Annotated in this window: 20 protein-coding genes; 2 read left to right on the forward strand and 18 right to left on the reverse strand. The window is 37.2% G+C overall.

The window, feature by feature from the left end:
* Positions 1 to 132 precede the first annotated feature (132 nt).
* The 4 genes from MHB48_RS12265 to MHB48_RS12280 all read right to left on the reverse strand — a co-directional run bounded on the left by MHB48_RS12265 (position 133) and on the right by MHB48_RS12280 (position 3,961).
* A complete protein-coding gene (locus MHB48_RS12265; RefSeq protein WP_342598345.1) occupies positions 133 to 1,002 on the reverse strand; it encodes a cation diffusion facilitator family transporter in 870 nt (289 codons plus the stop codon).
* 721 nt (positions 1,003 to 1,723) lie between these two features.
* Positions 1,724 to 2,095: a YolD-like family protein gene (locus tag MHB48_RS12270; protein WP_342598346.1), complete on the reverse strand. Its 372-nt coding sequence runs from the start codon at positions 2,093 to 2,095 to the stop codon at positions 1,724 to 1,726.
* A gap of 216 nt (positions 2,096 to 2,311) precedes the next feature.
* Positions 2,312 to 3,304, reverse strand: a complete 993-nt coding sequence (locus MHB48_RS12275; protein ID WP_342598347.1) for an LLM class flavin-dependent oxidoreductase — start codon at positions 3,302 to 3,304, stop codon at positions 2,312 to 2,314.
* Between the two features lie 273 nt (positions 3,305 to 3,577).
* Positions 3,578 to 3,961 carry a VOC family protein gene (locus MHB48_RS12280; RefSeq protein WP_342598348.1) on the reverse strand — a complete coding sequence of 128 codons (384 nt, stop codon included), beginning with the start codon at positions 3,959 to 3,961 and terminating at the stop codon, positions 3,578 to 3,580.
* A 236-nt stretch (positions 3,962 to 4,197) separates the two neighbouring features.
* On the opposite strand from MHB48_RS12280, the gene MHB48_RS12285 reads away from it, so the two are divergent.
* Entirely contained in the window at positions 4,198 to 4,362 is a 165-nt protein-coding gene (locus MHB48_RS12285; protein WP_340921739.1) for a hypothetical protein, read from the forward strand.
* A gap of 542 nt (positions 4,363 to 4,904) precedes the next feature.
* Here MHB48_RS12285 and MHB48_RS12290 read toward each other — a convergent pair.
* From MHB48_RS12290 to MHB48_RS12315, 6 genes are all read right to left on the reverse strand, one after another.
* Complete coding sequence (locus tag MHB48_RS12290; RefSeq protein WP_342598349.1) at positions 4,905 to 6,203, reverse strand: dihydrolipoamide acetyltransferase family protein; 1,299 nt, start codon at positions 6,201 to 6,203, stop codon at positions 4,905 to 4,907.
* A gap of 18 nt (positions 6,204 to 6,221) precedes the next feature.
* Complete coding sequence (locus MHB48_RS12295; RefSeq protein ID WP_342598350.1) at positions 6,222 to 7,205, reverse strand: alpha-ketoacid dehydrogenase subunit beta; 984 nt, start codon at positions 7,203 to 7,205, stop codon at positions 6,222 to 6,224.
* Complete coding sequence (locus MHB48_RS12300; RefSeq protein WP_342598351.1) at positions 7,205 to 8,215, reverse strand: thiamine pyrophosphate-dependent dehydrogenase E1 component subunit alpha; 1,011 nt, start codon at positions 8,213 to 8,215, stop codon at positions 7,205 to 7,207. The genes MHB48_RS12295 and MHB48_RS12300 overlap by 1 nt, the downstream gene beginning before the upstream one ends.
* 16 nt (positions 8,216 to 8,231) lie before the next feature.
* Positions 8,232 to 9,662 carry a dihydrolipoyl dehydrogenase gene (gene lpdA, locus MHB48_RS12305; RefSeq protein WP_342598352.1) on the reverse strand — a complete coding sequence of 477 codons (1,431 nt, stop codon included), beginning with the start codon at positions 9,660 to 9,662 and terminating at the stop codon, positions 8,232 to 8,234.
* 89 nt (positions 9,663 to 9,751) lie between these two features.
* Positions 9,752 to 10,846 (reverse strand): branched-chain amino acid dehydrogenase, encoded by a 1,095-nt coding sequence (gene bcd / locus MHB48_RS12310; protein WP_342598353.1) that lies wholly within the window; start codon positions 10,844 to 10,846, stop codon positions 9,752 to 9,754.
* A 163-nt stretch (positions 10,847 to 11,009) separates the two neighbouring features.
* Positions 11,010 to 13,061, reverse strand: coding sequence for a sigma 54-interacting transcriptional regulator (locus tag MHB48_RS12315; RefSeq protein WP_342598354.1), 2,052 nt, complete (start codon positions 13,059 to 13,061; stop codon positions 11,010 to 11,012).
* A 97-nt stretch (positions 13,062 to 13,158) separates the two neighbouring features.
* Between MHB48_RS12315 and MHB48_RS12320 the strand changes: the two genes are divergently transcribed.
* The gene (locus MHB48_RS12320) at positions 13,159 to 13,410 is read left to right on the forward strand and encodes a DUF2627 domain-containing protein (protein ID WP_342598355.1); all 252 of its coding nucleotides are present in this window, start codon (positions 13,159 to 13,161) and stop codon (positions 13,408 to 13,410) included.
* A 6-nt stretch (positions 13,411 to 13,416) separates the two neighbouring features.
* Here MHB48_RS12320 and MHB48_RS12325 read toward each other — a convergent pair whose 3' ends face one another.
* The 8 genes from MHB48_RS12325 to dxs form a co-directional block, all read right to left on the reverse strand.
* Positions 13,417 to 14,136 carry a glycerophosphodiester phosphodiesterase family protein gene (locus tag MHB48_RS12325; RefSeq protein WP_342598356.1) on the reverse strand — a complete coding sequence of 240 codons (720 nt, stop codon included), beginning with the start codon at positions 14,134 to 14,136 and terminating at the stop codon, positions 13,417 to 13,419.
* Complete coding sequence (locus MHB48_RS12330) at positions 14,129 to 15,700, reverse strand: FapA family protein (protein WP_342598357.1); 1,572 nt, start codon at positions 15,698 to 15,700, stop codon at positions 14,129 to 14,131. Before MHB48_RS12330 ends, MHB48_RS12325 begins: the two co-directional genes overlap by 8 nt.
* 381 nt (positions 15,701 to 16,081) lie before the next feature.
* Positions 16,082 to 16,873, reverse strand: a complete 792-nt coding sequence (gene spo0A / locus MHB48_RS12335; protein ID WP_342598358.1) for a sporulation transcription factor Spo0A — start codon at positions 16,871 to 16,873, stop codon at positions 16,082 to 16,084.
* A 231-nt stretch (positions 16,874 to 17,104) separates the two neighbouring features.
* Positions 17,105 to 18,061 carry a SpoIVB peptidase S55 domain-containing protein gene (locus MHB48_RS12340; protein WP_342598359.1) on the reverse strand — a complete coding sequence of 319 codons (957 nt, stop codon included), beginning with the start codon at positions 18,059 to 18,061 and terminating at the stop codon, positions 17,105 to 17,107.
* 95 nt (positions 18,062 to 18,156) lie between these two features.
* Complete coding sequence (recN, locus tag MHB48_RS12345) at positions 18,157 to 19,860, reverse strand: DNA repair protein RecN (RefSeq protein WP_342598360.1); 1,704 nt, start codon at positions 19,858 to 19,860, stop codon at positions 18,157 to 18,159.
* Between the two features lie 16 nt (positions 19,861 to 19,876).
* Positions 19,877 to 20,326 carry a transcriptional regulator ArgR gene (gene argR, locus MHB48_RS12350; RefSeq protein WP_342598361.1) on the reverse strand — a complete coding sequence of 150 codons (450 nt, stop codon included), beginning with the start codon at positions 20,324 to 20,326 and terminating at the stop codon, positions 19,877 to 19,879.
* A gap of 98 nt (positions 20,327 to 20,424) precedes the next feature.
* The gene (locus MHB48_RS12355) at positions 20,425 to 21,243 is read right to left on the reverse strand and encodes a TlyA family RNA methyltransferase (RefSeq protein ID WP_342598362.1); all 819 of its coding nucleotides are present in this window, start codon (positions 21,241 to 21,243) and stop codon (positions 20,425 to 20,427) included.
* The gene (gene dxs, locus MHB48_RS12360) at positions 21,240 to 23,135 is read right to left on the reverse strand and encodes a 1-deoxy-D-xylulose-5-phosphate synthase (RefSeq protein WP_342598363.1); all 1,896 of its coding nucleotides are present in this window, start codon (positions 23,133 to 23,135) and stop codon (positions 21,240 to 21,242) included. The genes MHB48_RS12355 and dxs overlap by 4 nt, the downstream gene beginning before the upstream one ends.
* Positions 23,136 to 23,215: the final 80 nt, after the last annotated feature.

Raw genomic sequence — 23,215 nt, forward strand, 5'->3', positions numbered from 1 at the left:
ATCCCTTCCTATTGGTTTCTAATAATCTATTAGTTCACTAACCCTAAAATACTACCATCAATCCCCTAACCTCATGCAGCTTGAAAAAAACTCGAGAAGTGGGGGATAATTCATGCAATATTTTTAGTTGAATTAATCTGGCTCTACATGGACATGAACATCGTATACGCCATAATCTTTCATCATAACTTTTTCAACATGGGTTGCTATATCATGAGCCTCTTTAATATCTAACGTAGAATTAACAAGGATAACGACATCGATAACCTCATTATTGCCGTAGTTTCTCCCTTTAATTTTTTTAATCCCTTTAATTCCTTCAACTTTTTGAATGACATTCCGATAAAGTTCAATTTTATCTATATCAAATCCATCTGAAAGTTCATGAGAAGCTTCTTTAAAAATATCCCATGCTGTTTTACAAATCAATAATCCCACAATAATTGCAGTTATCGTATCCAGCCAAGGCATATTTAGTTGGGACCCTAGTATACCTGCTGCAGTCCCTATACTTACCCAAGCATCTGAAATGTTATCTTTTGCAGCTGCCATAACTGCTTTACTATTAATTTTTGTAGCTAATTTTTTATTATATCGATAGACAAAATACATAACGATAGCTGAAAAAATGCCTACATATGCGGCAATAATGTTAGGGGTTTCTTTATTTCCTTCAAACATAGAACTAATAGCATCAGTTAACACTTGTATCCCGACTGCTAACATAATAAAAGATGCAATCATGGATGCAATTGTTTCACTCTTCCAATGACCGTAACCATGATCTTTATCAGGTGGTCTTTGAGAAAGTCTAAGTCCAACAAGGACAGCAATGGATGCAATGATATCGGTTGTATTATTTAGACCATCTGCTTTTAATGCAGCTGAGTCACTCATATATCCAACAACCAACTTCATAATGGAAAGACATATATAAGCAATAATGCTAATGATTGCTCCACGCTCTCCTAATTTAAGATCATTATACTTCTTATTTTCCATTTTATTTCCCCCTACTGCAATCAAACATCGTAAATAACATCAGCCTTATTTAACAGAGCCAAATTAAAATAACTATAATATTCAAATAGATAGCCTCAGCCATAAATTTGTCGTCTAGCTAGAACTCTTTCCTTGGAGAAACAAAAAACCTCGACTGATAGTAGTCGAGGTTTCGGGCTTTTAAAATATTTTAATTTAGATGTAAGTCGGATCATCGTTATCACTCGCAAATTATTGACGTTTTTATATTATATCATTAATCGAAATGTGTAGCAATGTTATGTCAAAGCTTAACAGAAGTGTTTGATTAAACAATTTAACATATTTCTGATTTTACTTGAACGAAGAAAAAGAGCTAAATTAGAGTTCAATGAACTTCCTACAAAAGTCTCTGTTAATAGAAGAAGAAATATTCCTTCACATGACCCGATATGAACTCTTAAAAGGGACCTAATTTTTATAATGTATTTATTCCTTCTTTTTACAATTTCCTTTGACATTCCTTTCCCACTATATAACGGTACTCCTCTGAGAAATAATCTATATTTTCCCTCCACAATATCCATCCATTTATAGAATTATCGTCATCTTTATCCTTTTACATGTTGTTTTCTTATTACCTTCCTTTCATTATCCTTCTTTTTTCCAATGGGAATTTACAATATTGAACATAATAAAGACCTCATCTCGGAGGTCTTCTAAGTGCAATATTTTTGTTAGATCATTCTAATATAGTCACATCTACAATTTCATCTATTTTTAATTCAAAGCAACGGAATGGATCTTCCACTTCAATTGTTCGTTTAGTTAAATCAATCCATTGGATAGTGCCTCGGTTATACAGAAATTCGCCTTCTTTCCATCGTTTGATTTTGATTTCCACATTTCTTTTCATCGCAAGTTCGATTTGCTCTTGAATTGCTTCGTAGTCAAACTCATTTAAATCGGGACGTGCTACTTTCTTTATCTCTTCATTGTAGTCTCGAAGCATTTTCACATGCTCTGGCAGCATCATGGCTACCCATTTTTTCGACCCTCTGTCACGCACTTGAGATAAATCTAGTCGGTTCCAATCTTCCTCGAAGTTAGCCATTTTGATCACTCATCCTTTTTCACTCATTATATAGAACATTTGTTCTTATTTCAACAGGGAATTAATGGCCGAGCGCGACATTTCATGAAGTGAACGCGACAAACAGCAGTGCGAAAGCGACAATTGACCACCCGAACACGACAAACACCACCTCCAAAGCGACATCCATTCCCAAAACAAAAAGACACGCTCAAAAAGAGCGTGTCTCCCCATACCTTACATTAATTCTTTTGCAAGTAAACGATACACATTTAACCGTTTTTCTTGCGAGTGCGGAATGCTGCATATCATTACTTCGTCAAAGCCATAGTGGGCTTGTTCCTCTTGTAAAATAGTCGCTACATCTTTAGCTGCTCCGACTAAATGAATTTTACGATTTTCCTGAATCATCATGCGGTCCATTTCCGTTAATGGATAATCTTGAGCAGCCTCTGGTGTTAAAGTTTGATAGATTTGGCCTTTCATTAAAGAGAGACGTGCAATGTCCTGTGGCAATGCTTCGAACTCTGCCTCTTCCTTTGTTTCCGCAACCGTTACTAAATATGTGACGTTAATTTCGGGTTTATCCATAAACGCAGATGGCTGGAAATTCTTGCGGTACGCATCTAAAATGGCGGGCGTCATTCCACCTTGGAAAAACTGTGCAAATGAGTATCCGACACCCTTACGCCCAGCTTGAACGGCACTATTCCCACTTGAGCCAAGTAACCAAGCTTCTGGTAAAACAATATTCGATGGAGTTGCAATCGTTCGGTTATATAAACTATCCTCTGGCACTTCATCATTTATAAGTTGTAGTGCAGTTTCCAGCTTTTCATACATATTGTTCAGCATTGGCTGTCGACCTTCGGAAAGGGCATACATCGAATGGTTATCTCCTCCTGGTGCACGGCCTACGCCAAAATCAATTCGACCAGGTGAAAAAGCACTTAGTGTTTTAAAGACTTCCGCAAGTTTCAGCGGAGAATAATGCATCATCATGACGCCACCAGTTCCAATACGAAGATTGTTCGTTTTCGCTGCTAAATGTGCTGTGATAACTTCAGGTGCGGAGCTTGCAAAAGCACCTGTTCCATGATGCTCAGCCATCCACATACGGTGATAGCCTAATTCATCTGCTAAAACTGCAAGTTCTTCCGCTTTTTTTAGCGCTCCTGCAGCCGTGTTGCCCGTTGTAATGGGTGCTTGGTCAAGTACACTTAATCTCATTCATCTATCGCCCCTTTTATTTATGCTCGATAACATTTTCAATGAAAACAATTGTCCTCGTGATCAAATCTATCGAACTCTGAAGTAAAAGTAAATAAAAGGGACTTGAAGCGTCGTTACAATCATCATGTATCAATATAATATTTAAACTAACTGATTATAGGAAGATTTTAGTAGTGCTGTATCCATGTTGTAGAGTGGTTAATAGTGCTTTATTCAGTAAATAATATGAAACACCGTCCATTGTAGGACGGTGTTTCAACTACTCTAATGTTATTTCCTTTTTTCCATGACCGCAAAGTAATTTTCTTCACTATCTGCGAAGTTAAATACTCTACCAGAAGGTATATCTACAATTTCTCCGACTGTGATATTTTTACTTGATAAGTCTTCATGTAATTTATCAACATTTTCTGTAAAAAACATCAAAGAAGGTGTTCCAAGATTTAATTGAGGCTCCATTTTAGCAATTAATTCCTTATTGTGGAGTATAATACTTGTTTCAGCTTCCATTGATGGAGCAATTTCAATCCATCTCATTCCTTGACCGTTATCTTCTTCAGAAACTACACTAAATCCTACTTTTTCTGTCCAAAAATTCACTGCTTCATCTTGGTTATTTACATACAACATAATTTGACCGACTTTATTAATCATTAATTTCACTCCTTCTATTTTATTGAAACTATTTCACTTTTTATTTCAATAAGATTATAGCATTTTATTGGTGCTTTACAGCTACTCTAGCTCAACAAGAAAGAGCTGCCCCTGTAGCTCAATTATCTTAATTAAAGTCCTGATAGTTATAAAGAAATTTTATTAAAAAATTCATGACTATTTGTCTAGTCTGTGGAAATACTAAAAATTGATATCACTAAAAAGGAGGTTATAAAGTGAAAAATAATAAAATGACTAGTTTATTCAACAATTCTACGAATAAAAAAGGTGTAAGTGAAAAGTATTTGGAACCTCAAAAATTAGGTGAAGAAGAGAAGAAAATACTCCAAGTAAAGGATGGACAACATAATCACTATGTTGATGAACGCGGAGGTAATTGATTATATAAAAGCTACTCCCTATAGAGAGTAGCTTTTATTCATTATTTAAGATTCAATTCCGAGTGCTAATTTCACAAGAAATGCGTAAGGGTCCTATTTGCACTTGTACGTTTTTGCTTCTCTTTGGACGAAATGTTCACTACATCATTACTATTTGGAATATAAAAGAATAGGACCTTTCTATTCATAGCGGAAGTGCCCGAAGATGCAATTTCGGGCACTCTATCGCTTTCTAACATGCGTTCCTTGCTTATTTTTGCAAAGTTATTGCCGGAATATAGTGATTTTATATAGAAAAGGGACACTTCCTTCCAATCGAAAAGGCGGAAATACGATAGAGAAGGTCTGAGCAGCCAAAATTGCATCTTTGGTTGCTTACTGTATAAATAGGAAAGTGCTTATTCTTTCATCTCCAAAAGCTTTGGCACTTCTATTATAAGTAGCTATGGAGAGTGACGGACGAACCACTACAACACGATTACCGAAAAAAAACGGAGCTTTTCCTAAATCGAGATTAGGGAGCTCCGTCTTTTGAATTTATTTTAGTAAACAGATGTATTTTCTTTCGAAATGTTTTCTAATATTTCTTTCAGACGCGCTAGGAAGCGACCGCACACTAAGCCGTCTAGGACACGGTGATCTAGAGATAGACAAAGATTGACCATATCACGAGCAGCTATCATACCACCATCCATAATGACTGGACGTTTTACGATGGATTCTACTTGTAGAATTGCTGCTTGTGGATAGTTGATGATGCCCATTGACTGAACAGAACCGAATGACCCAGTGTTGTTTACAGTGAATGTACCACCTTGCATTTCTTCCGATTTCAACTTGCCGGCACGTACTTTTCCAGCAAGCTCAGTCACTTCACGCGCGATACCTTTAATCGTTTTTTCGTCTGCTTGTTTAATGACAGGAACGAAAAGTGCCTCTTCTGTTGCAACTGCGATTGAAATGTTAATATCTTTTTTCTGTACGATCTTGTCGCCAGCCCACATCGAATTCATCATTGGGAATTCTTTTAATGCTTGCGCTACTGCTTTTACGAAGAATGCAAAGTATGTTACATTGAAGCCTTCTTTTTGCTTGAATTCATTTTTTATAGAATCACGGTATTGAACTAGACTTGTAACATCTACTTCAATCATTGTCCAAGCATGTGGTGCTTCATGTTTACTGCGTAGCATATTGGCTGCAATTGCTTTACGAACACCTGTTACTGGGATTTCAATATCTCCAACTGCAACAGGAACGTTTGCCGGCGCAGCAGCTTTTGGTGCAGGTGCTGAAGCTTGAGATGCTACAGGAGCCTGTGCAGCGATTGTTTCCGCTGGAGCAGCTACTGGAATTTCACCACTTTCGATAATCTTAAGCAAATCTTTACGCGTAATCCGTCCTTCATTGCCGGTCCCATTGACTAAAGTAAGGTCTATACCATGTTCTTGTGATAGTTTTAGTACTGCCGGAGAATAACGAGCTTTTGCGCCTTTTTCACGCTGAATTGGAGCAACGTGTGTTTGCACTTCTGCAGGTTTGACTGTTTCTGCTGTTGGTTGTTCCGGAGCAGCTTCAATTACTTCCTCCGAACCCCCACCCTCGGTTTCAATCGTACAAACTATTTCACCAACTGCAAGAGTATCTCCTTCGCTTGCAATTAGTTCTTTAATAACTCCAGTAAAGGAAGAAGGTACTTCAGCAGTTACTTTATCCGTATTTACCTCAGCTAGTGGATCATATTTATTGACGTGATCGCCTGGTTTAACTAACCACTTTTCAATTGTACCCTCTGTTACACTTTCCCCAAGTTGAGGCATTTTGATTTGTTCTAGTGCCATGTTAGATCCTCCTTCCTATTAATATGCAGCTAGCTCGCGCATCGCTTTTTCGACTTTGTCTGGATTAATCATAAAGAATTTTTCCATCGTTGGTGCATATGGCATCGCAGGTACATCTGGTCCAGCTAATCGCATGATTGGTGCATCCAAATCGAATAGGCAGTTCTCTGCGATAATTGCCGCAACTTCACCAATAATGCTTCCTTCTTTGTTATCTTCCGTAACAAGTAGTACTTTTCCAGTTTTAGAAGCGGCTTCAATAATCGCTTCTTTATCTAGCGGATAGATTGTACGTAAATCAAGAATATGGGCAGAAATTCCGTCTTTTTCTAAACGCTCCGCCGCTTGAAGTGCAAAATGAACAGCAAGACCATACGTAATTACTGTAATATCTTCCCCTTCTCGTTTTACATCTGCTTTTCCGATTTCAATCGTATAATCTTCTTCAGGAACTTCCCCTTTAATCAGACGATATGCACGCTTATGCTCGAAGAACATTACTGGATCTTCATCGCGAATTGCTGCTTTTAATAGACCTTTTGCATCATAAGGCGTGGAAGGAATAACGATTTTCAACCCCGGCTGATTTGCAAATACTGCTTCAACGGATTGTGAATGATATAGAGCACCATGAATTCCGCCTCCGAAAGGTGCACGAAAAACGATTGGACACGACCAGTCATTATTAGACCGATAGCGAATACGTGATGCTTCAGAAATAATTTGGTTCACAGCAGGCATAATGAAATCAGCAAATTGCATTTCAGCGATTGGACGAAGGCCGTACATTGCAGCACCAATACCAACTCCTGCAATAGCAGATTCTGCAAGAGGTGTATCTAGCACACGGTTCTCTCCGAACTCATCGTAAAGACCATTCGTTGCTTTGAATACGCCACCTTTACGCCCAACGTCTTCTCCTAAAACAAAAACGCGTTCATCACGAGTCATTTCTTCTTTCATTGCAAGTGTTATTGCATCGATATAAGACATGATTGCCATTATGCATTCCCCCCGTCTTTTTCCGCATATACGTACTTAAGTGCATCTTCTGGAGCTGCATATGGTGCGTCTTCTGCATAATCAGTTGCTTCGTTTACTTCCTTCATAATGCGATCATTGATTTCTTTTTCTAATTCAGTCGATAAGATATCAAGTTCTCTCAAATAAGTAGCAAACGTAATAAGTGGATCTAGCGCTTTTCCTTCTGCAATATCCTCAGCAGTACGGTATTGTCTATCATCATCATCTGACGAGTGAGCAGTTAATCGGTATGTTACTGCTTCAATTAGACTTGGACCTTCTCCATTACGAGCGCGGTCTGCTGCTTCTTTTACCACTTTATATACAGCAATTGGATCTTTACCATCCACAGTAACACCAGGCATACCGTAGCTAGATGCACGGTCTGCAACCGTTTTACTTGCCACTTGGCGTTCAAATGGTACAGAAATCGCATAGTTATTATTTTCAACCATTGTGATACATGGTAACTGATGAACTCCAGCGAAGTTTAGCCCTTCGTGGAAATCTCCTTGGTTAGAGGATCCTTCTCCGAGCGTTACAAATGTAATAAAATCTTTTTTCTCCATTTTTGCAGCTAATGCTACCCCAACTGCGTGTGGTAATTGAGTTGTAACGGGTGAAGAGCCTGTTAAAATGCGATTTTTCTTTTGTCCAAAATGACCAGGCATTTGACGTCCACCTGAGTTTGGATCTTCCGCTTTTGCAAAAGCAGAAAGCATTAGATCTTTAGCCGTCATGCCGAAATGTAATACAACACCCATATCACGATAATACGGTGCAATATAATCCTTTGTATTGTCTAAAGCATATGCTGCCCCAACTTGAGCTGCTTCTTGACCCTGACATGAAATAACAAAAGGTATCTTCCCAGCACGGTTTAATAACCACATACGCTCATCAATACGACGCGCCATTAACATCGTTTCAAACATTTTTAACACATCTTCATTTGTTAAACCTAATTCTTCGTGACGATTTGTTGTCATATAGAACTCCCCCTTTTTACATATGAATAGCTTTACCATCTACCGCTAACGCTGCTTCTCCCATGACTTCACTAAGAGTAGGATGCGGATGAATCGTGTGAGCAATTTCCCATGGTGTAGCGTCGAGTACCATCGCAAGACCTGCTTCCGAAATCATATCGGTTACGTGTGGTCCAATCATATGAACTCCTAATATATCATTCGTCACTTTGTCTGCAACGATTTTCACAAACCCATCTGATTCTCCGTATACAAGTGCTTTGCCGATTGCTTTGAAAGAGAACTTACCTACTTTCACATCAAAACCTTGGTCTTTCGCCTGTTGTTCAGTGATTCCTACACTAGAGCATTCTGGACTCGCATAAATACAGCGTGATACTAAGTTGTAGTCAATTGGCGTTATAGTATTACCTGCAATATGCTCAACTGCTGTAATTCCTTCGTGACTTGCAACATGTGCAAGCTGAAGTCCACCAATTACATCACCAATTGCGTATATATGTGATTCTTTTGTTTGGAATGTTTCTGATACCTGAATATATCCTTTTTCGATAACAATATCTGTATTTTCAATACCAATTCCTTCAACGTTTGCTTGACGCCCAACAGAAACTAACATTTTCTCTGCAGTAAATGTTTTTGTTTCTCCGTTCATCTCTGCTGAAATCGTTACTTGGCTATCTGTCGTTTCTAGTGTTTCAGGAAGTACTTTTGCACTTGTAGCGAATGTTACTCCTTTTTTCCCTAGTAACTTTTGCATTTCTTTTGAAATATCTTTGTCTTCTGTTGGTATAATGCGATCAGCATATTCCAAAACAGTTACTTCTACGCCAAAGTCATTTAACATAGAAGCCCATTCGATTCCAATAACACCGCCTCCGACGATTAAAATCGACTTTGGTAATTCCGTCATTGCTAATGCTTCATCAGAGCTCATCACTATTGTTCCGTCAATTGTTAACCCTGGCAACGTTCGTGGTCTAGATCCAGTAGCGATAATGACGTTTTTCGGGATAAGCATTTCATTTTCATCCCCGTTATTCATTTCTACTGAGATTGTTCCACCTGGGGATGGAGAAAAAATAGATGGCCCAAGCATTCTACCTGTGCCTTCGTACACATCAATTTTCCCTTTTTTCATTAACCCCTGCACACCCTGATGTAATTGATCTACAATAGAGTCTTTTCGTGCTTGCACACGACTAAAATCTAAAGTAACTTCACTTGTGATGACACCAAAATCTGCAGCGTGATTTTTTGTTGTTTTAAATACTTCCGCACTTCGAAGTAATGCTTTACTTGGAATACAGCCTTTATGTAAACATGTGCCACCTAGTTTCCCTTTTTCAACAATCGCTGTTTTTAAGCCAAGCTGTGCCGATCGAATAGCAGCGACATACCCGCCTGTACCTCCACCAATAATGACTACATCATATTCTTTTGCCAAGATTAACATCCCCTTAGTGTTCCATTTAAGAAGGCCGCTTTACAAGTTTCTATAAAGTCGGCCATTTTGTTACTCGATGAAATTATTGATTAACGGCCATTTAATATATGTTTTCCGTTTTGTAAAAATTGACTGCGTGATTTGCCCACTCGAGCAATGCGTTCTTCCGCTAAACGGTCCGCAGCAACATATGTTGGGATTCCATCACGTTTGGAAATTTCAAAGATACGTTCAATTTTATCATAAATACCTGCTACACGATTCATCGCACGCTCTTGGTTATAGCCATACAATTCGTCTGCAACGTTTATTACACCACCCGAGTTAATAACGTAATCTGGTGCGTAAGCGATACCCATTTCATGGATTAAATCTCCATGTTTTGACTCTCTTAATTGGTTGTTTGCAGAACCTGCAATTACTTTTGCTTTTAATTGTGGAATTGTGTTGTCATTAATAATTGCACCAAGTGCACAAGGTGCGAAAATATCAGCCTCTTGCGAATAAATTTCATCTACGCTTACTTGTACAGCACCGAAAGCATTTACTACACGGTCAACAGAAGCTTGATTGATGTCTGCTACAATCAGTTTAGCACCATCTTTATGAAGGTACTCGCATAGTGTGTAAGCAACGTTCCCTACACCTTGAACAGCAACAGTTTTTCCTTCAAGTGAATCTGTACCAAATGCTTCTTTTGCTGCTGCTTTCATCCCAACATACACGCCGTAAGCAGTTACTGGAGATGGATTACCCGAAGAACCAAATGCTTCTGAAATACCCGTCACATAATTTGTCTCTTCATGAATTAAATCCATATCTGCAACAGTTGTCCCAACGTCTTCTGCTGTAATATAACGACCATTTAACCCTTGGATAAAACGACCAAACGCACGGAACATTTCTTCATTTTTATCTTTTAATGGATCTCCGATGATTACAGTTTTACCGCCGCCAAGGTTAAGTCCAGCAGCTGCATTTTTATATGTCATCCCTTTAGCTAAACGTAGTGCATCTTCAATCGCTTCTTCTTCTGAAGCATAATTCCACATACGCGTTCCACCAAGTGCTGGTCCTAATGTAGTATCATGAATAGCGATAATTGCTTTTAGACCTGATGTTTTATCTTGGCAAAATACTAATTGCTCGTAATCGTAAGATTCCATATATTTAAAAATTTCCATTTGTAGTTCCTCCTAGTAGTTAAGAAATTATATATTTTTTTGAAAATGATTATATTCTTAAATTACATCCCCATGTAGTTTAAATAAAATTTATATGTTTAAAACCCCTTTGAATAAATCGCCAACATTTCCAGTGATTGAACATCCCCATGTAAAAATCACGTTAATCTAAATGATATTTTTCTAATTTGTAATATAAGGTACGGAGTGAGATGTTCAGCTTTTTAGCTGTCTGTGATTTATTGCCTTCACAAACTCGGAGAGCATTCAATAATACTTTTTTCTCCATAACATCCATTTGTTCTGCAAGCGTCCCTATTTGTTCTTCATCACTGCCATCATCCGACATAGCCAAAATATACTTTGGTAAGTGATGCTCTTCTATTATTCGATCCTGTGCTTCTAGGAAAATCATTGTTCGACTGATAATGTTCTCCAGTTCTCTTAAATTACCTGGCCAATCATAAAAGTGCAAGCTTTCCATCGCTGATTTGGTAAATCCCTCTATGTTACGTCCAAATTCTTTGTTTAATTTAACAAGGAGATGATTTGCAATTAATGGAATGTCTTGCTTCCTAGCTCTTAATGCTGGCACATGAATAGGCATTCGATTTAACTGAAAATAAAAATCCTCTCGGAATGTTCCTTCCAGCATCAGTTTCTCCAGATTAAAATAACTTGCCGCTATTATTCGAACGTCCACCGGAATAGAAGTGGTGCCGCCTACTCGAATTATAGCATTTTCTCTTAGAACCCTTAGGAGCTTTGCCTGTGTTTTATTCGTCAGTTCACCAACTTCATCTAAGAAAATGGTACCATTATTCGCCTCATCGAAAAGACCAAGGTAACTTGTTCCACCCTCTTCGTATCCAAATAATTCCCGTTCTAGAAGATGCTCTTCTTGCGAGCTACAATTTACTCGAATGAACTGATTATATTTTCTATTACTTGCGGTATGAATCGCATGTGCAAATAATTCTTTCCCTGAACCGACTTCTCCCCTTAGAAGAACGGTCACTGGGACACTAGCTGCCAGTTTTGCCTGGTTAACAGCGAACTGAATTTGTTCGGATTTCCCAATAATATCTTCGAAAGAAAAACTAAATTCTAAATTTCGAATGAGCGTACGAGCATGGTCGAGTTCTTTCATTAACAATCTCATTTCAGTCATGTCGTGTATAACACCGACACTACCCTTCAGATGGTTGTTGACAATAATTGGTGCAACATTCACAATTACATCTTTTTTCTGCTCTCCCACTCTTAAATTTACTCCACGAATCGGCTTCCTTGTTTGCAACACCTTTAAGTGGATGCTTTCTCCTTCCGAAATATCCGCAGTTGCTGGTTTACCAATCACTTCTTCTTCGCTAAAACCAGTAATACGGGTATAAGCTGGATTAATCAGAATTCCTTTGCCCTCTTCATCTACTACAGAAATAGCATCATCGCTTGAATAAATAATAGCTTCTAACATTTTTTGAATTTCCGTTAAATTTGTAATTTCTTCTGCAAGTCGAACAACTTCCGAAATATCTTTGAACACGGCAAATGCGCCGACTCGTTTCCCTTCCTCATTAATCATCGGATACCTAGAGGTAACGATTTTGGTACCGCTTTCAAGAGTCAGTTCTTTGTTTAATTCGAAACGACCAGTTTCGAATATTCTCGGTAATTCGCTTAATGATATAACTTCATGTACATGCTTCCCAATTGCTTCCTCTACAGGCATTTTCGTCATCTTTTCCGCACTTTTATTGAAAAAGTTTACAATGCCTTGGTCATCAATACCAATCATACCTTCTTCAATGGAATTAAAAATTAATTCTTGCATCATCGTTTTATGATCAATGATTTGAATATAATCATTTTTCTCTTCAATTAATGTAACGATTAAGTTTGCAATCCCACCTGGTATTAAAACAGCTGCGGCAGGCCGATTGGCTAGAAGCGCTTGAAACACTTTCTTTTGTCCTGACACATCAAAGATTATTTGAATGTCACCACTTAACGGAACTGTCCAATCTGTATAAGTCGGAATTCCCTTCTGTTTAGCGTAAATCATTCCAGGAGCTTCCTCATTGATATCTACAACACCAGTTACTTGTAGGTAATCGGCTTGCTCAATCAACTTCAGAAGTGCATATCCACCTTTACCTGCACCTACAATAAGTATTTTTGCAAAAATATGCACACCCCCGTTTTTGTTCTGCAACTAATTGCACTTCTCATTTATCATAACGCAAGTTTCTTTCATTGACAATCAAATTCTTGCATGTAAAATTATATTGGTAGGAACAGGAGTGAAGAAAATGGCTCGCTTAGCGGCTTTAATCGTGTTATTAATTCCTGGAATTTTAGCAGCATTTGGGATTAAATTAATGAGAGATACTTTTTTCGGTTTACAAATTCTCCCTATCGGGGGCTTGGCTATTCAATTTATAAGCGGAATTATTTTCACTGTTTTAGGATTAGGCTTTTTTGCTGGATTTTTATTAAACAGAGATCGAAAAAACGGAAAAGTTGCTCCACGATTTCAAAAGAAAAAAGACGCAGACTTGTAATAATAGTCAGCGTCTTTTTTGTCTTTGCAATATTTTCTTAGGATAATCGGTAATCCATCCAATAACTGATTCATGTGGATGCTCGATATATTTTTCATTTCCTTTTACATTGTAGAAACGTATTGGAAAACCAGCACCCCATATTTTGTGCATGAGTTCAGAATCATAGAATTTTTTGTTTAAATGGATAGCGTCTAATTCTTTTAACGATAACACGTAATCCCATTCAGAATTTTTTTTACCAATAAAGGCCGTTTGGGTATCCCATTGCATCTCATGGATCGTTTCTAATATGCTAAATTCGAAGGAAGAAAAATGGACATCGGCAATCCCTTTTGTTTTTTCGACGACTTCTTTAATTTTTTCCTTTTTGCCAAGAAAGGATTCTTTTAGTTCAACATTAAGCTTGATGCCTGTTGGTGCGACAAACTGTAAAAATTCATCGAATGTCAGCACTCGACTATAGAAAAACTTACGATAAAAAACTCTCCCTAATTTGAGGTCCAATACTTCTTCTGCCAGCATATCCGTAATACGGCGCTTATTTCCAGCTAATCGAAAAAAATCTATATCATGCGTGACAAATGCAACACCATCCGCTGATAGTTGAAGATCTAATTCAAGGCCATCTGCTCCAATCTTGATCGCTCTTTTAAAGGCTTTCATGGAGTTTTCGACTGTTTTCACCGAGTATCCACGATGTGCATATACAGGTATTTTAGACATTTAACTCCCCATTTTCTAATTTAAATTTACCATTTGTTCGACTTGCTAGCATAGAAGACTTATTGCCAATCTGAATTATTGTACCCGCATTTGCTTCCTTGGTTATGTTAATATAATAATCCCCAGTATGTCGCAACATTTTTAAGATACGTTGAATCTCCGCATCTATTTCTTTTACTTCTTGTTGCATATTATTATATTTTTGCTTTGTTTGTTCATATACAGCAATTTGCTGGATGGACATCGTATTTTCTAATTGTTTTAATTGGCTGACCTGGACATTCAGTTTCGTCAGTTCATTTTGTAGCTTCATCATTTTTTCAGCATGTATTTTCGCATTTTCCGTTAGTATTTTGCGATCAATACCTTGAACAATGAGTTCTGTTTTTCTTTCTAAGCTATTTCCACAATATGCTGCTGTAATAGAATTGATCGCGATCACTTTACCACCAATAATTTTTCCTTTACGTTCATCTAAAAATATTTCATTTGCAAATATTGTAGACCCTAAAGCATAATATCCGATTTGAATATTTTCTTTCGCCTCAAGTGAACATTCATTTGCATGTTTAATATAAATATTCTTATGTGCTTCTACTTTGGTAACACCACGCCCAAAAATGCCTCCCTTTATGAAGACATCCCCTTCTGTAGATTTGATTAGCTCCGCTGAATTTACACCCTCTTTAGCTTCTACTGAAACGTCTCCAGATGCGATCACAGAATAACCTGGCATAATTGTTCCTTTTACTTGAATAGACCCATCAAACTTTAAATTTCCTGTTTCCAATCCAACATCACCATCCACTATTAGATGCTTTTGAACCGACAGCAGGCCATTTACTTCGCCGATGACACCCTTTGTTTTAGAACGAAGAACTGTTTTACCACCTTCTTCAACTTCATAGGCACATTTCGTATCATACTTTAATGGAAGATCGTTTCCGGGGCTAGCGGGTACTTGCTCTCCCATAATATTTTTTCCTGGAGTTCCGTTTTTCGGAGGAATTTTTTCTCCTAACCAAGAGCCTTCTTCAATCTCGACAATAAAATTCATGTCGAAATAGTCTGCTTTACCATCCTCATTAATAACAGGTTTTTTTTCTGCCTGCGATAAGTAGGAGATTTTCGCATCTTCCCCTTTTTGAGGAGGTAAGCCTTGTGCAATTATGTATGATTTCCCTGTCTTAATCGTTAAAAAATCCAATGGTTGTTGACCGTAGGTAATATGATGTTCCACTAATAATTTTTGAATGGCTGATTGAACATCTATAATATTCTCATGAATATATGCTTGAGATTCATAAAATGTAATAAGCGCTTGCATTTTATCTGCACTAATATCCAGTTCCATACTTTCAATCCAAGTGCCAATCTCAATTGCCTCATGAGATTTACTTTCAACAGCTTTTTTGACAGCCATAAAATTAGATACTTTTAAACGCGGATATTTTCGAGTCATTTCATCAAATTTCTTTAAGTTAAAACCATCTTTTTTAATCGTAATGTATACTCGTCCACTATCTTCTAATAGCGACATATCATCATTTTCTTCGATAATCATTATTCGCACACACCCCTTCATTCTTCATTATACGCCCCATTAATAATGGTAGGTTAGAAAAAAGGGTCATACAATTGAATATCCCTATTAATACCTAGAAAATTTGAAAATAACTTATAATTCTAATTTATTTTTAGTACTTTAGTTCTATATAGAGATTACTTAAATAAGTTGAACGGTAAGCGAATAGTCAAACAAACAATTACTAAATCAGGCATAACAAAAAACACCTCTACTCACTTGAAGGAAAACTTGTAAATGAAGGTGTTTCATATTTTGCAACTATTCATTTAGATTTATTGTGTACAAAAAGTAGTTTGCTGGTATAGATTCCGAAATCTCAATTTGAGATATTCTTATATTTAAAAGCTAAAAGTAACCTTAACTAGCCATATTTTCCATACGAATTTTATCTGCAATCATTGCAATGAACTCTGAGTTCGTCGGCTTCGACTTTAAATGATGCACTGTATAGCCAAACATTTTCGAGATTGTTTCGTAGTTTCCTCTGTTCCAGGCAACTTCGATTGCGTGTCGAATTGCTCGTTCTACACGTGATGGTGTCGTTTGGAATTTCTTAGCGATTTCTGGATATAATACTTTCGTTATAGAACCAAGTAACTCGATATCGGTGTAGACCATTTGAATGGCTTCTCTTAAATAAGAATAGCCTTTAATATGTGCAGGTACTCCAATCTCCTTAATTACATTTGTAATAATATTATCTATCATGCGTTTGTTTTGCACTGCTTCTTTTTCAGGATTTGATTTTGCTGGAACTTCTTGAACAGTGCCTTTTCTACCGACAACTTGTTTAATTTGTGTCACAAGTCTTTCAAATTCGAAAGGTTTCAACATGAAATAGGAAGCTCCTAAATCCACCGCTTGCTTCATCACATCTTCCTGACCAAATGCAGTTAGCATAATTACTTGAATGCCATTTAGTTTATCATCTTTTTGTAATGAATCCAAAACTGCAATACCGTCTAAATGTGGCATGATGATATCTAGTAATAAAACATCCGGATTAATGGTTTCTAACATTTCCAAACAAAGCTTACCATTTACAGCAGTACCTATTACTTCTATATCTGGATGTTGATCAAAATAAGAATCCATTGTACGAATCAAGTCTTTGTTATCATCCACAATTGCAATTTTAATTTTCTCCATAAATTCATCCACCTTTAGTATATTTTGACTTAGATACTATTCGCTCTTTTTAGACGACATCCTTTATTTTTTTGAAAAATAAGTCTTTTAGAATACGTTTCCGTTGAATTCTGACATAATGTTAAATCTTTCAACAACTTTGTCGAATTATCTCTATTTCCATTGTATATGTAGGAAAGAAAAAAGGCTACACCATAATTCGGTGTAGCCTTCCGATTAATATCCTCAATCTTAAGGATTTTTTTTCATCATTTCAGTAATTGCTAATGCTGCCCCATTTTTCGGTTTATCTACGTACATATGAGTCACAACACCAATTAATTTCTCCTGTTGCAGAATTGGACTTCCACTCATACCTTGCAAGATTCCACCCGTTTTCTGAATGAGGTTCTCATCGGTAACAGTGAATTGAAAAACATGCCCATCTACTGACGTTACTTTTATAGTGAAGTCTTGAACTTTTTCGCCATCGATGGAAGTGCGCATTATTGCTTCACCAGTCATTATTTCTTCTTTTTCTGCAATATCTACTTGTTGCATAGGTATATTCTCCAATGCATTTTTCTCTAACTTCCCGAACACACCATACACATTGTTTTCATTCACACCGCCAAGTGGGGAAGTATTGGACTGATGAGAAGTAATTTTATACCCAGGTTTTCCCGGTATACTTTTTTTAATCTGCTCAATAGAAGACAAATAAATCGAACCCTGTGAAAACTTTGGCGTGATTCCGGAAGTATGATCCACTATTTGGTGACCTAATGCCCCAAATTCATTTGTGGTTGGATCAAAATATGTTAAAGTACCAATCCCTTCTGTGGCATCTCTTAGAAAAGGAAGAAGTTTTAACATCTGTTCCGAATAAATTTCTTTTGTATACATTTTTTTGTTACGCTCATACTGAAGAATAATTTGCTCTTTGTCTTTTACTACGGTTTTTACATCTTCTATATTCGTTATCGTTTGGTCGTTTACTTGGTGAATAGCATCACCGGTTCGTAACCAATAATCGTCCGTTAACAAGACATCGTGGCTTAGAAATACAGCTCCATACTGAAGATCGATTTGAATCGATTGACCGAGTGGAACAACAGAGGTTTTTTGAGCAAAAGTAGGTAGACCTGCAAAGAATAAAGTAAAGAAAAGTATTGGCAAAAGCGACCAAATACGATAGCTTTTTTTCATATTTCACCTCCCATACTGATACTATGTCCTACAGAAAGAACTCTATGTGAGGTAAATAATTGATAAAAAAAAGAAGACCCTAAAGAATAAGGTCTTCACGCATTTCGTAAAACTTTTTTTCGATTTTTGGCTAATTTAAGCAATTCTTTTGAATGCTGTAAGGTGGTACTTGTTATTTCTGCACCAGACATCATACGACTTAGTTCCTCTGCTCGTTTTTCATCAGTTACCTCTTCGAGCATCGTAAATGTTCGATTTCCCGCTACCTCTTTTTTAATCATTAAATGCTGATCGGCCATCGCCGCAACTTGTGACAAATGGGAAATACATAATACTTGTGAGTTAGTAGCAATCGCTGCAATTTTTTCAGCTATTGCTTGAGCCACGCGTCCACTAACTCCTGTGTCAACCTCATCAAATATGATAGAAGTAATTCCTTGGTGCTTAGAGAATATACTTTTAAGTGCTAGCATCATTCGAGACAATTCCCCACCAGATGCAATTTTTGTGAGCGCTTTAGGCGGCTCCCCAACATTAGTTGAAATATAAAAAGATAATTCATCTAATCCATTTTCATTATAAGCTGATTTCAATGACTCATGAAACATGACTGAGAATGTAGCTTTTTCCATATAGAGCTCTTGCAGTTGCTCCATAATCGCTTCACTTAATAGATTTGCAGCAATTTTACGCTTGTCCGTTAAGTCGTTAGCCTCTAACTCTAGATCAATTTCAATCTGACGAATTTTTTCAGTCATCCTTTGTATTTGTTCATCACGATTAACTAACTGATCGAGGCTATGTTGAACTTTCTCTTGATATTGTAAAATCTCTTCAATCGAAGCCCCATATTTTCTTTTCAGCGTTTGAATGAGCGCGAGTCGGTCCTCTACAACTAGCAATTGATTACTATCGTATTCCATTTCGTCCAATTCATTTTTTAATTGATATGCAGCATCTTGTAGCATATAAAATGCCGAAGATACATTTTCGCTTAGCTCATGCATATTTTTATCAACATCTGAAATATCCCGTAAATCTGCCATCGCTGTTCCTATATAATCCAGTCCTCTAGATTCTGCTAGGATAGCTTCATATGCACTGCTCATTTTGTCGAAAACTTTGTGGAAGTTTAGTAGCTTCTTTTTTTCTTCCAGGAGCTGGTCTTCTTCCCCAATCCTTAATTGGGCTTCTTGAATTTCTTCTACTTGGAACGTAAATAAATCAATTTTATGGGCGATTTGTTGCTCATTTTCTGTTAATATAGCAAGCTCTTTTTTCCACTTTTTATATTTTGCAAATAGCTCTTTATACGCCTCTTTCACAACTTTTAGCTCTTCACCTGCAAATTGATCCAGTAGATAAATATGTGCCTTGTCATCCATTAGTTCTTGGCTTTCATGTTGACCGTGAATATCTATTAAGGATGCGCCAATTTCTCTCAAAATTCCTATAGTGACAAGTTTCCCGTTCACTCGACAAACGCTTTTGCCAGAATCATTAATGTCTCTTCTTAAAATAATTGTATCTTCGTCAATGTCAATTCCAACGTCTGTCATTTTTTTAAAGACACTATGGCTGGGATTGGTAATGATAAATAAGCCTTCTAGTTCCGCTTTTTTAGCTCCATGACGGATAAATTCCTGAGAGCCTCTTCCACCGCATAATAAGTGAACAGCATCAATAATAATGGATTTCCCTGCGCCTGTCTCTCCAGTTAACACAGTAAGTCCCTCTTCAAAGCTCACTGTGAGTTCATCAATAATGGCAAAATTTTTAATGGATAATTCCTTTAACAATAGCCTTCACCTCTTTTTAAAGCATCTCTAATAAGCGATTTTTCACTATTTCACTGTCTTTTTCTTCTCTACATAATATTAAACATGTATCATCTCCGCAAATCGTCCCAAGTATTTCTGTCCAATCCAAATAGTCGATTAACGAACCAATTGCATGTGCGTTACCAGGTAAAGTTTTCATTACTAAGAAATGACTTGATCCATCGATGCTAACAAAGGCATCTGTTAAAGCACGATGTAGTTTTTGTACTGGATTAAAACGTTGGTCTGCAGGTAAACTATATTTGTAATTGCCATTTGGGAGTGGTACTTTCACTAAATGTAACTCTTTTATATCTCTAGATACGGTTGCTTGTGTTACGTTATATCCTGCATTTTTTAAATGGTCAACTAAATCATCTTGTGTTTCAATTTCATAATTTGCAATAATATCACGAATGCGAATGTGTCGCTGGCCTTTATTCAAATTAGTCACCTCATTGTATATTTATTCTATTTACTCTATACATTAGCATTTCGACTTAAAAGTCACAAGAAAAATGCGGCTCTTAAATGAGCCGCAAGTTATTTTAGGGAATTATGCGCTTCGTTGACGAGTTTGGTAAAATCAATTCCATGCGGAGTTACCTCTTCTGCATTTACGCTAATTAAATGAAATAAAAATTCAATATTTCCTTCTCCACCGGTAATTGGTGAGTAGGAAGCATTTTTCACTTGGAAGTTTTGACTTTCCGCAAAGTTCGCAATTTCATTTAAAACGTCTATATGTACTGCTGAGTCCCTTACTACCCCTTTTTTCCCAACTCGATCTTTTCCTGCTTCAAACTGTGGCTTTACTAGCGCGATCACGTCACCATTTGGAACTAAAATAGTTTTTAATGTAGGAAAAATAAGTTTTAAGGAAATAAAGGATACATCAATAGAAGTAAACGAAGGTAATCCTTCCGCAAAATCAGCAGGTGTAGAATATCTAAAATTTGTTTTCTCCATCACTGTTACACGAGGATCTTGACGAATTTTCCAAGCTAGTTGGTTACTTCCTACATCTAATGCGTATGCATGCTTAACTCCATTTTGTAAACCGCAGTCCGTAAAGCCGCCTGTAGAAGAGCCAATATCTAACATAATCTTGTCTTGAATAGTGAGATCAAATTGTTCTATTGCTTTTTCAAGCTTTAGTCCACCACGACTTACATATTTCAACACTTGGCCCTTCACAGTCAAGATAGAATCAACTTCTATTTTCTCTCCTGGCTTATCTACACGTTCTTCTTTTTTATATATAAGCCCAGCCATAATAGCTCGCTTCGCTTTTTCTCTTGTTTCGAATAAACCTTGTTCCACTAACAGTATGTCTACTCGTTCTTTCGGTATTTTTGTCATGATGAAATATACCTTTGAGTATCACTTACTGTAGTTTCTACAAGCTTTACAATGTCTTCTGTTGTAATATTTATTTCTTCTAATAGCTGGTTAACATCTCCATGTTCAATAAAGATATCTGGTATTCCTATTCGTTTCACATTTGCCTGTAGGTTATGCTCATTATAGAATTCTAATACTGCACTTCCAAAACCGCCTTGTAAAGCACTTTCTTCAACCGTAATGATTGGAATATTACGCGCTTGTATATCTCGAAGCATTGTCTCATCAAGTGGTTTAATAAAACGAGCATTAATTATTTCTACAGAAATATTCATTTGTTCCAATTGTTCTGCAGCCTTCATGGCCATTGGGATTGTTGTACCAAATGTTAAGATTGCAGCTTGAGTGCCTTCTTTCAATACTTCCCATGATCCAATAGGAATTGTTCGCAACTCCTCATCCATTGGCACACCTAGTCCGTTTCCTCTTGGGTAACGAAGTGCAATTGGTCCATCTGAATAATCAAATGCCGTTTTCACCATGTGCTGCCCTTCGTTTTCATCTTTTGGCATCATGATGACCATATTCGGCATATGACGTAAAAACGATATATCGAAAACTCCTTGATGTGTTTCACCATCTGCTCCTACTAATCCAGAGCGGTCTATACCAATTACAACATTTAAGTTTTGACGGCAAATGTCATGTAGAACTTGATCATACGCACGTTGAAGGAAAGTCGAATAGATCACTAGAAATGGTTTCATTCCGTCTGCAGCCATACCAGCAGCCATAGTTGTAGCGTGTTGCTCAGCAATTCCTACATCAAACATTCGGTCAGGGAATTCAGTAGCGAACCCTTCTAATTTAGAACCTACCGGCATAGCTGGAGTAATTGCGACAATACGTTCATCTGTGCGAGCAAGTTTTCGCGCTGTTTCAGCAACAAGCCCGCTCCATGATGGTGCTTGAGTCGATGATTTAACAAAAGCTCCAGTTTCCATTTTATATGGACCCGTTCCATGCCAAGTACCAATTTTGTCTTGTTCAGCTGGTTTGTACCCTTTTCCTTTTTTCGTAATGACGTGAAGAAGGACAGGACCTTTCATTTTCTTCGCATATTGCAGATTTTCTTCTAAATCTTCCAGGCTATGGCCATCAATAGGCCCTAAGTAAGTGAAGCCCATTTCTTCAAAAAACACACCTGAAACGAGTAAATACTTCAAGCTATCTTTTACTCGCTCTGCAGTACCAGCAAGTTTACCGCCAACTGCAGGAATTTTCTTTAATAAATACTCTAATTCATCTTTTGCTTTATTGTACGTACCATGTGTACGTAATTTACCTAATACATTGTGCAAAGCCCCTACGTTCGGAGCAATAGACATTTCGTTATCATTTAAAATAACGATCATATCTGTTTTCTCATGACCAATATGGTTTAACGCTTCTAATGCCATACCACCAGTCAGCGCTCCGTCACCAATAATTGGTATTACGAAGTTCTTTTTCTTTTGCAAGTCTCTTGCTTTTGCCATACCCATAGCTGCGGAGAGAGAGGTAGAGCTATGCCCTGCTTCCCATACATCATGTTCGCTTTCAATTCTTTTTGGGAATCCGCAAAGTCCTTTAAATTGACGTAACGTATCAAATTGATCCGCTCGCCCAGTTAAAATTTTATGCACATACGCTTGATGCCCAACATCCCAAAGAAACTTATCATCTGGGCTATTAAAAGACTTATGCAGTGCAATTGTCAGTTCAACAACACCAAGATTGGGTCCAATATGACCTCCTGTAACGGATAGCTTCTCTATTAAAAACGATCGAATATCTTCACTTAGTTCCTTTAATTGTTCATTATCTAAACTTTTTAAAAAGGATGGGCTAGAAATTGAAGTTAAATCCATTGCCATCACACACCTTCTTTTAGATTTCCTATTATACGACTAGTTAATATCATATCAATAACTAAGCGTAAAACAAAATT

This window comes from Psychrobacillus sp. FSL H8-0483 (genome assembly GCF_038637725.1).
Taxonomy (GTDB): domain Bacteria; phylum Bacillota; class Bacilli; order Bacillales_A; family Planococcaceae; genus Psychrobacillus.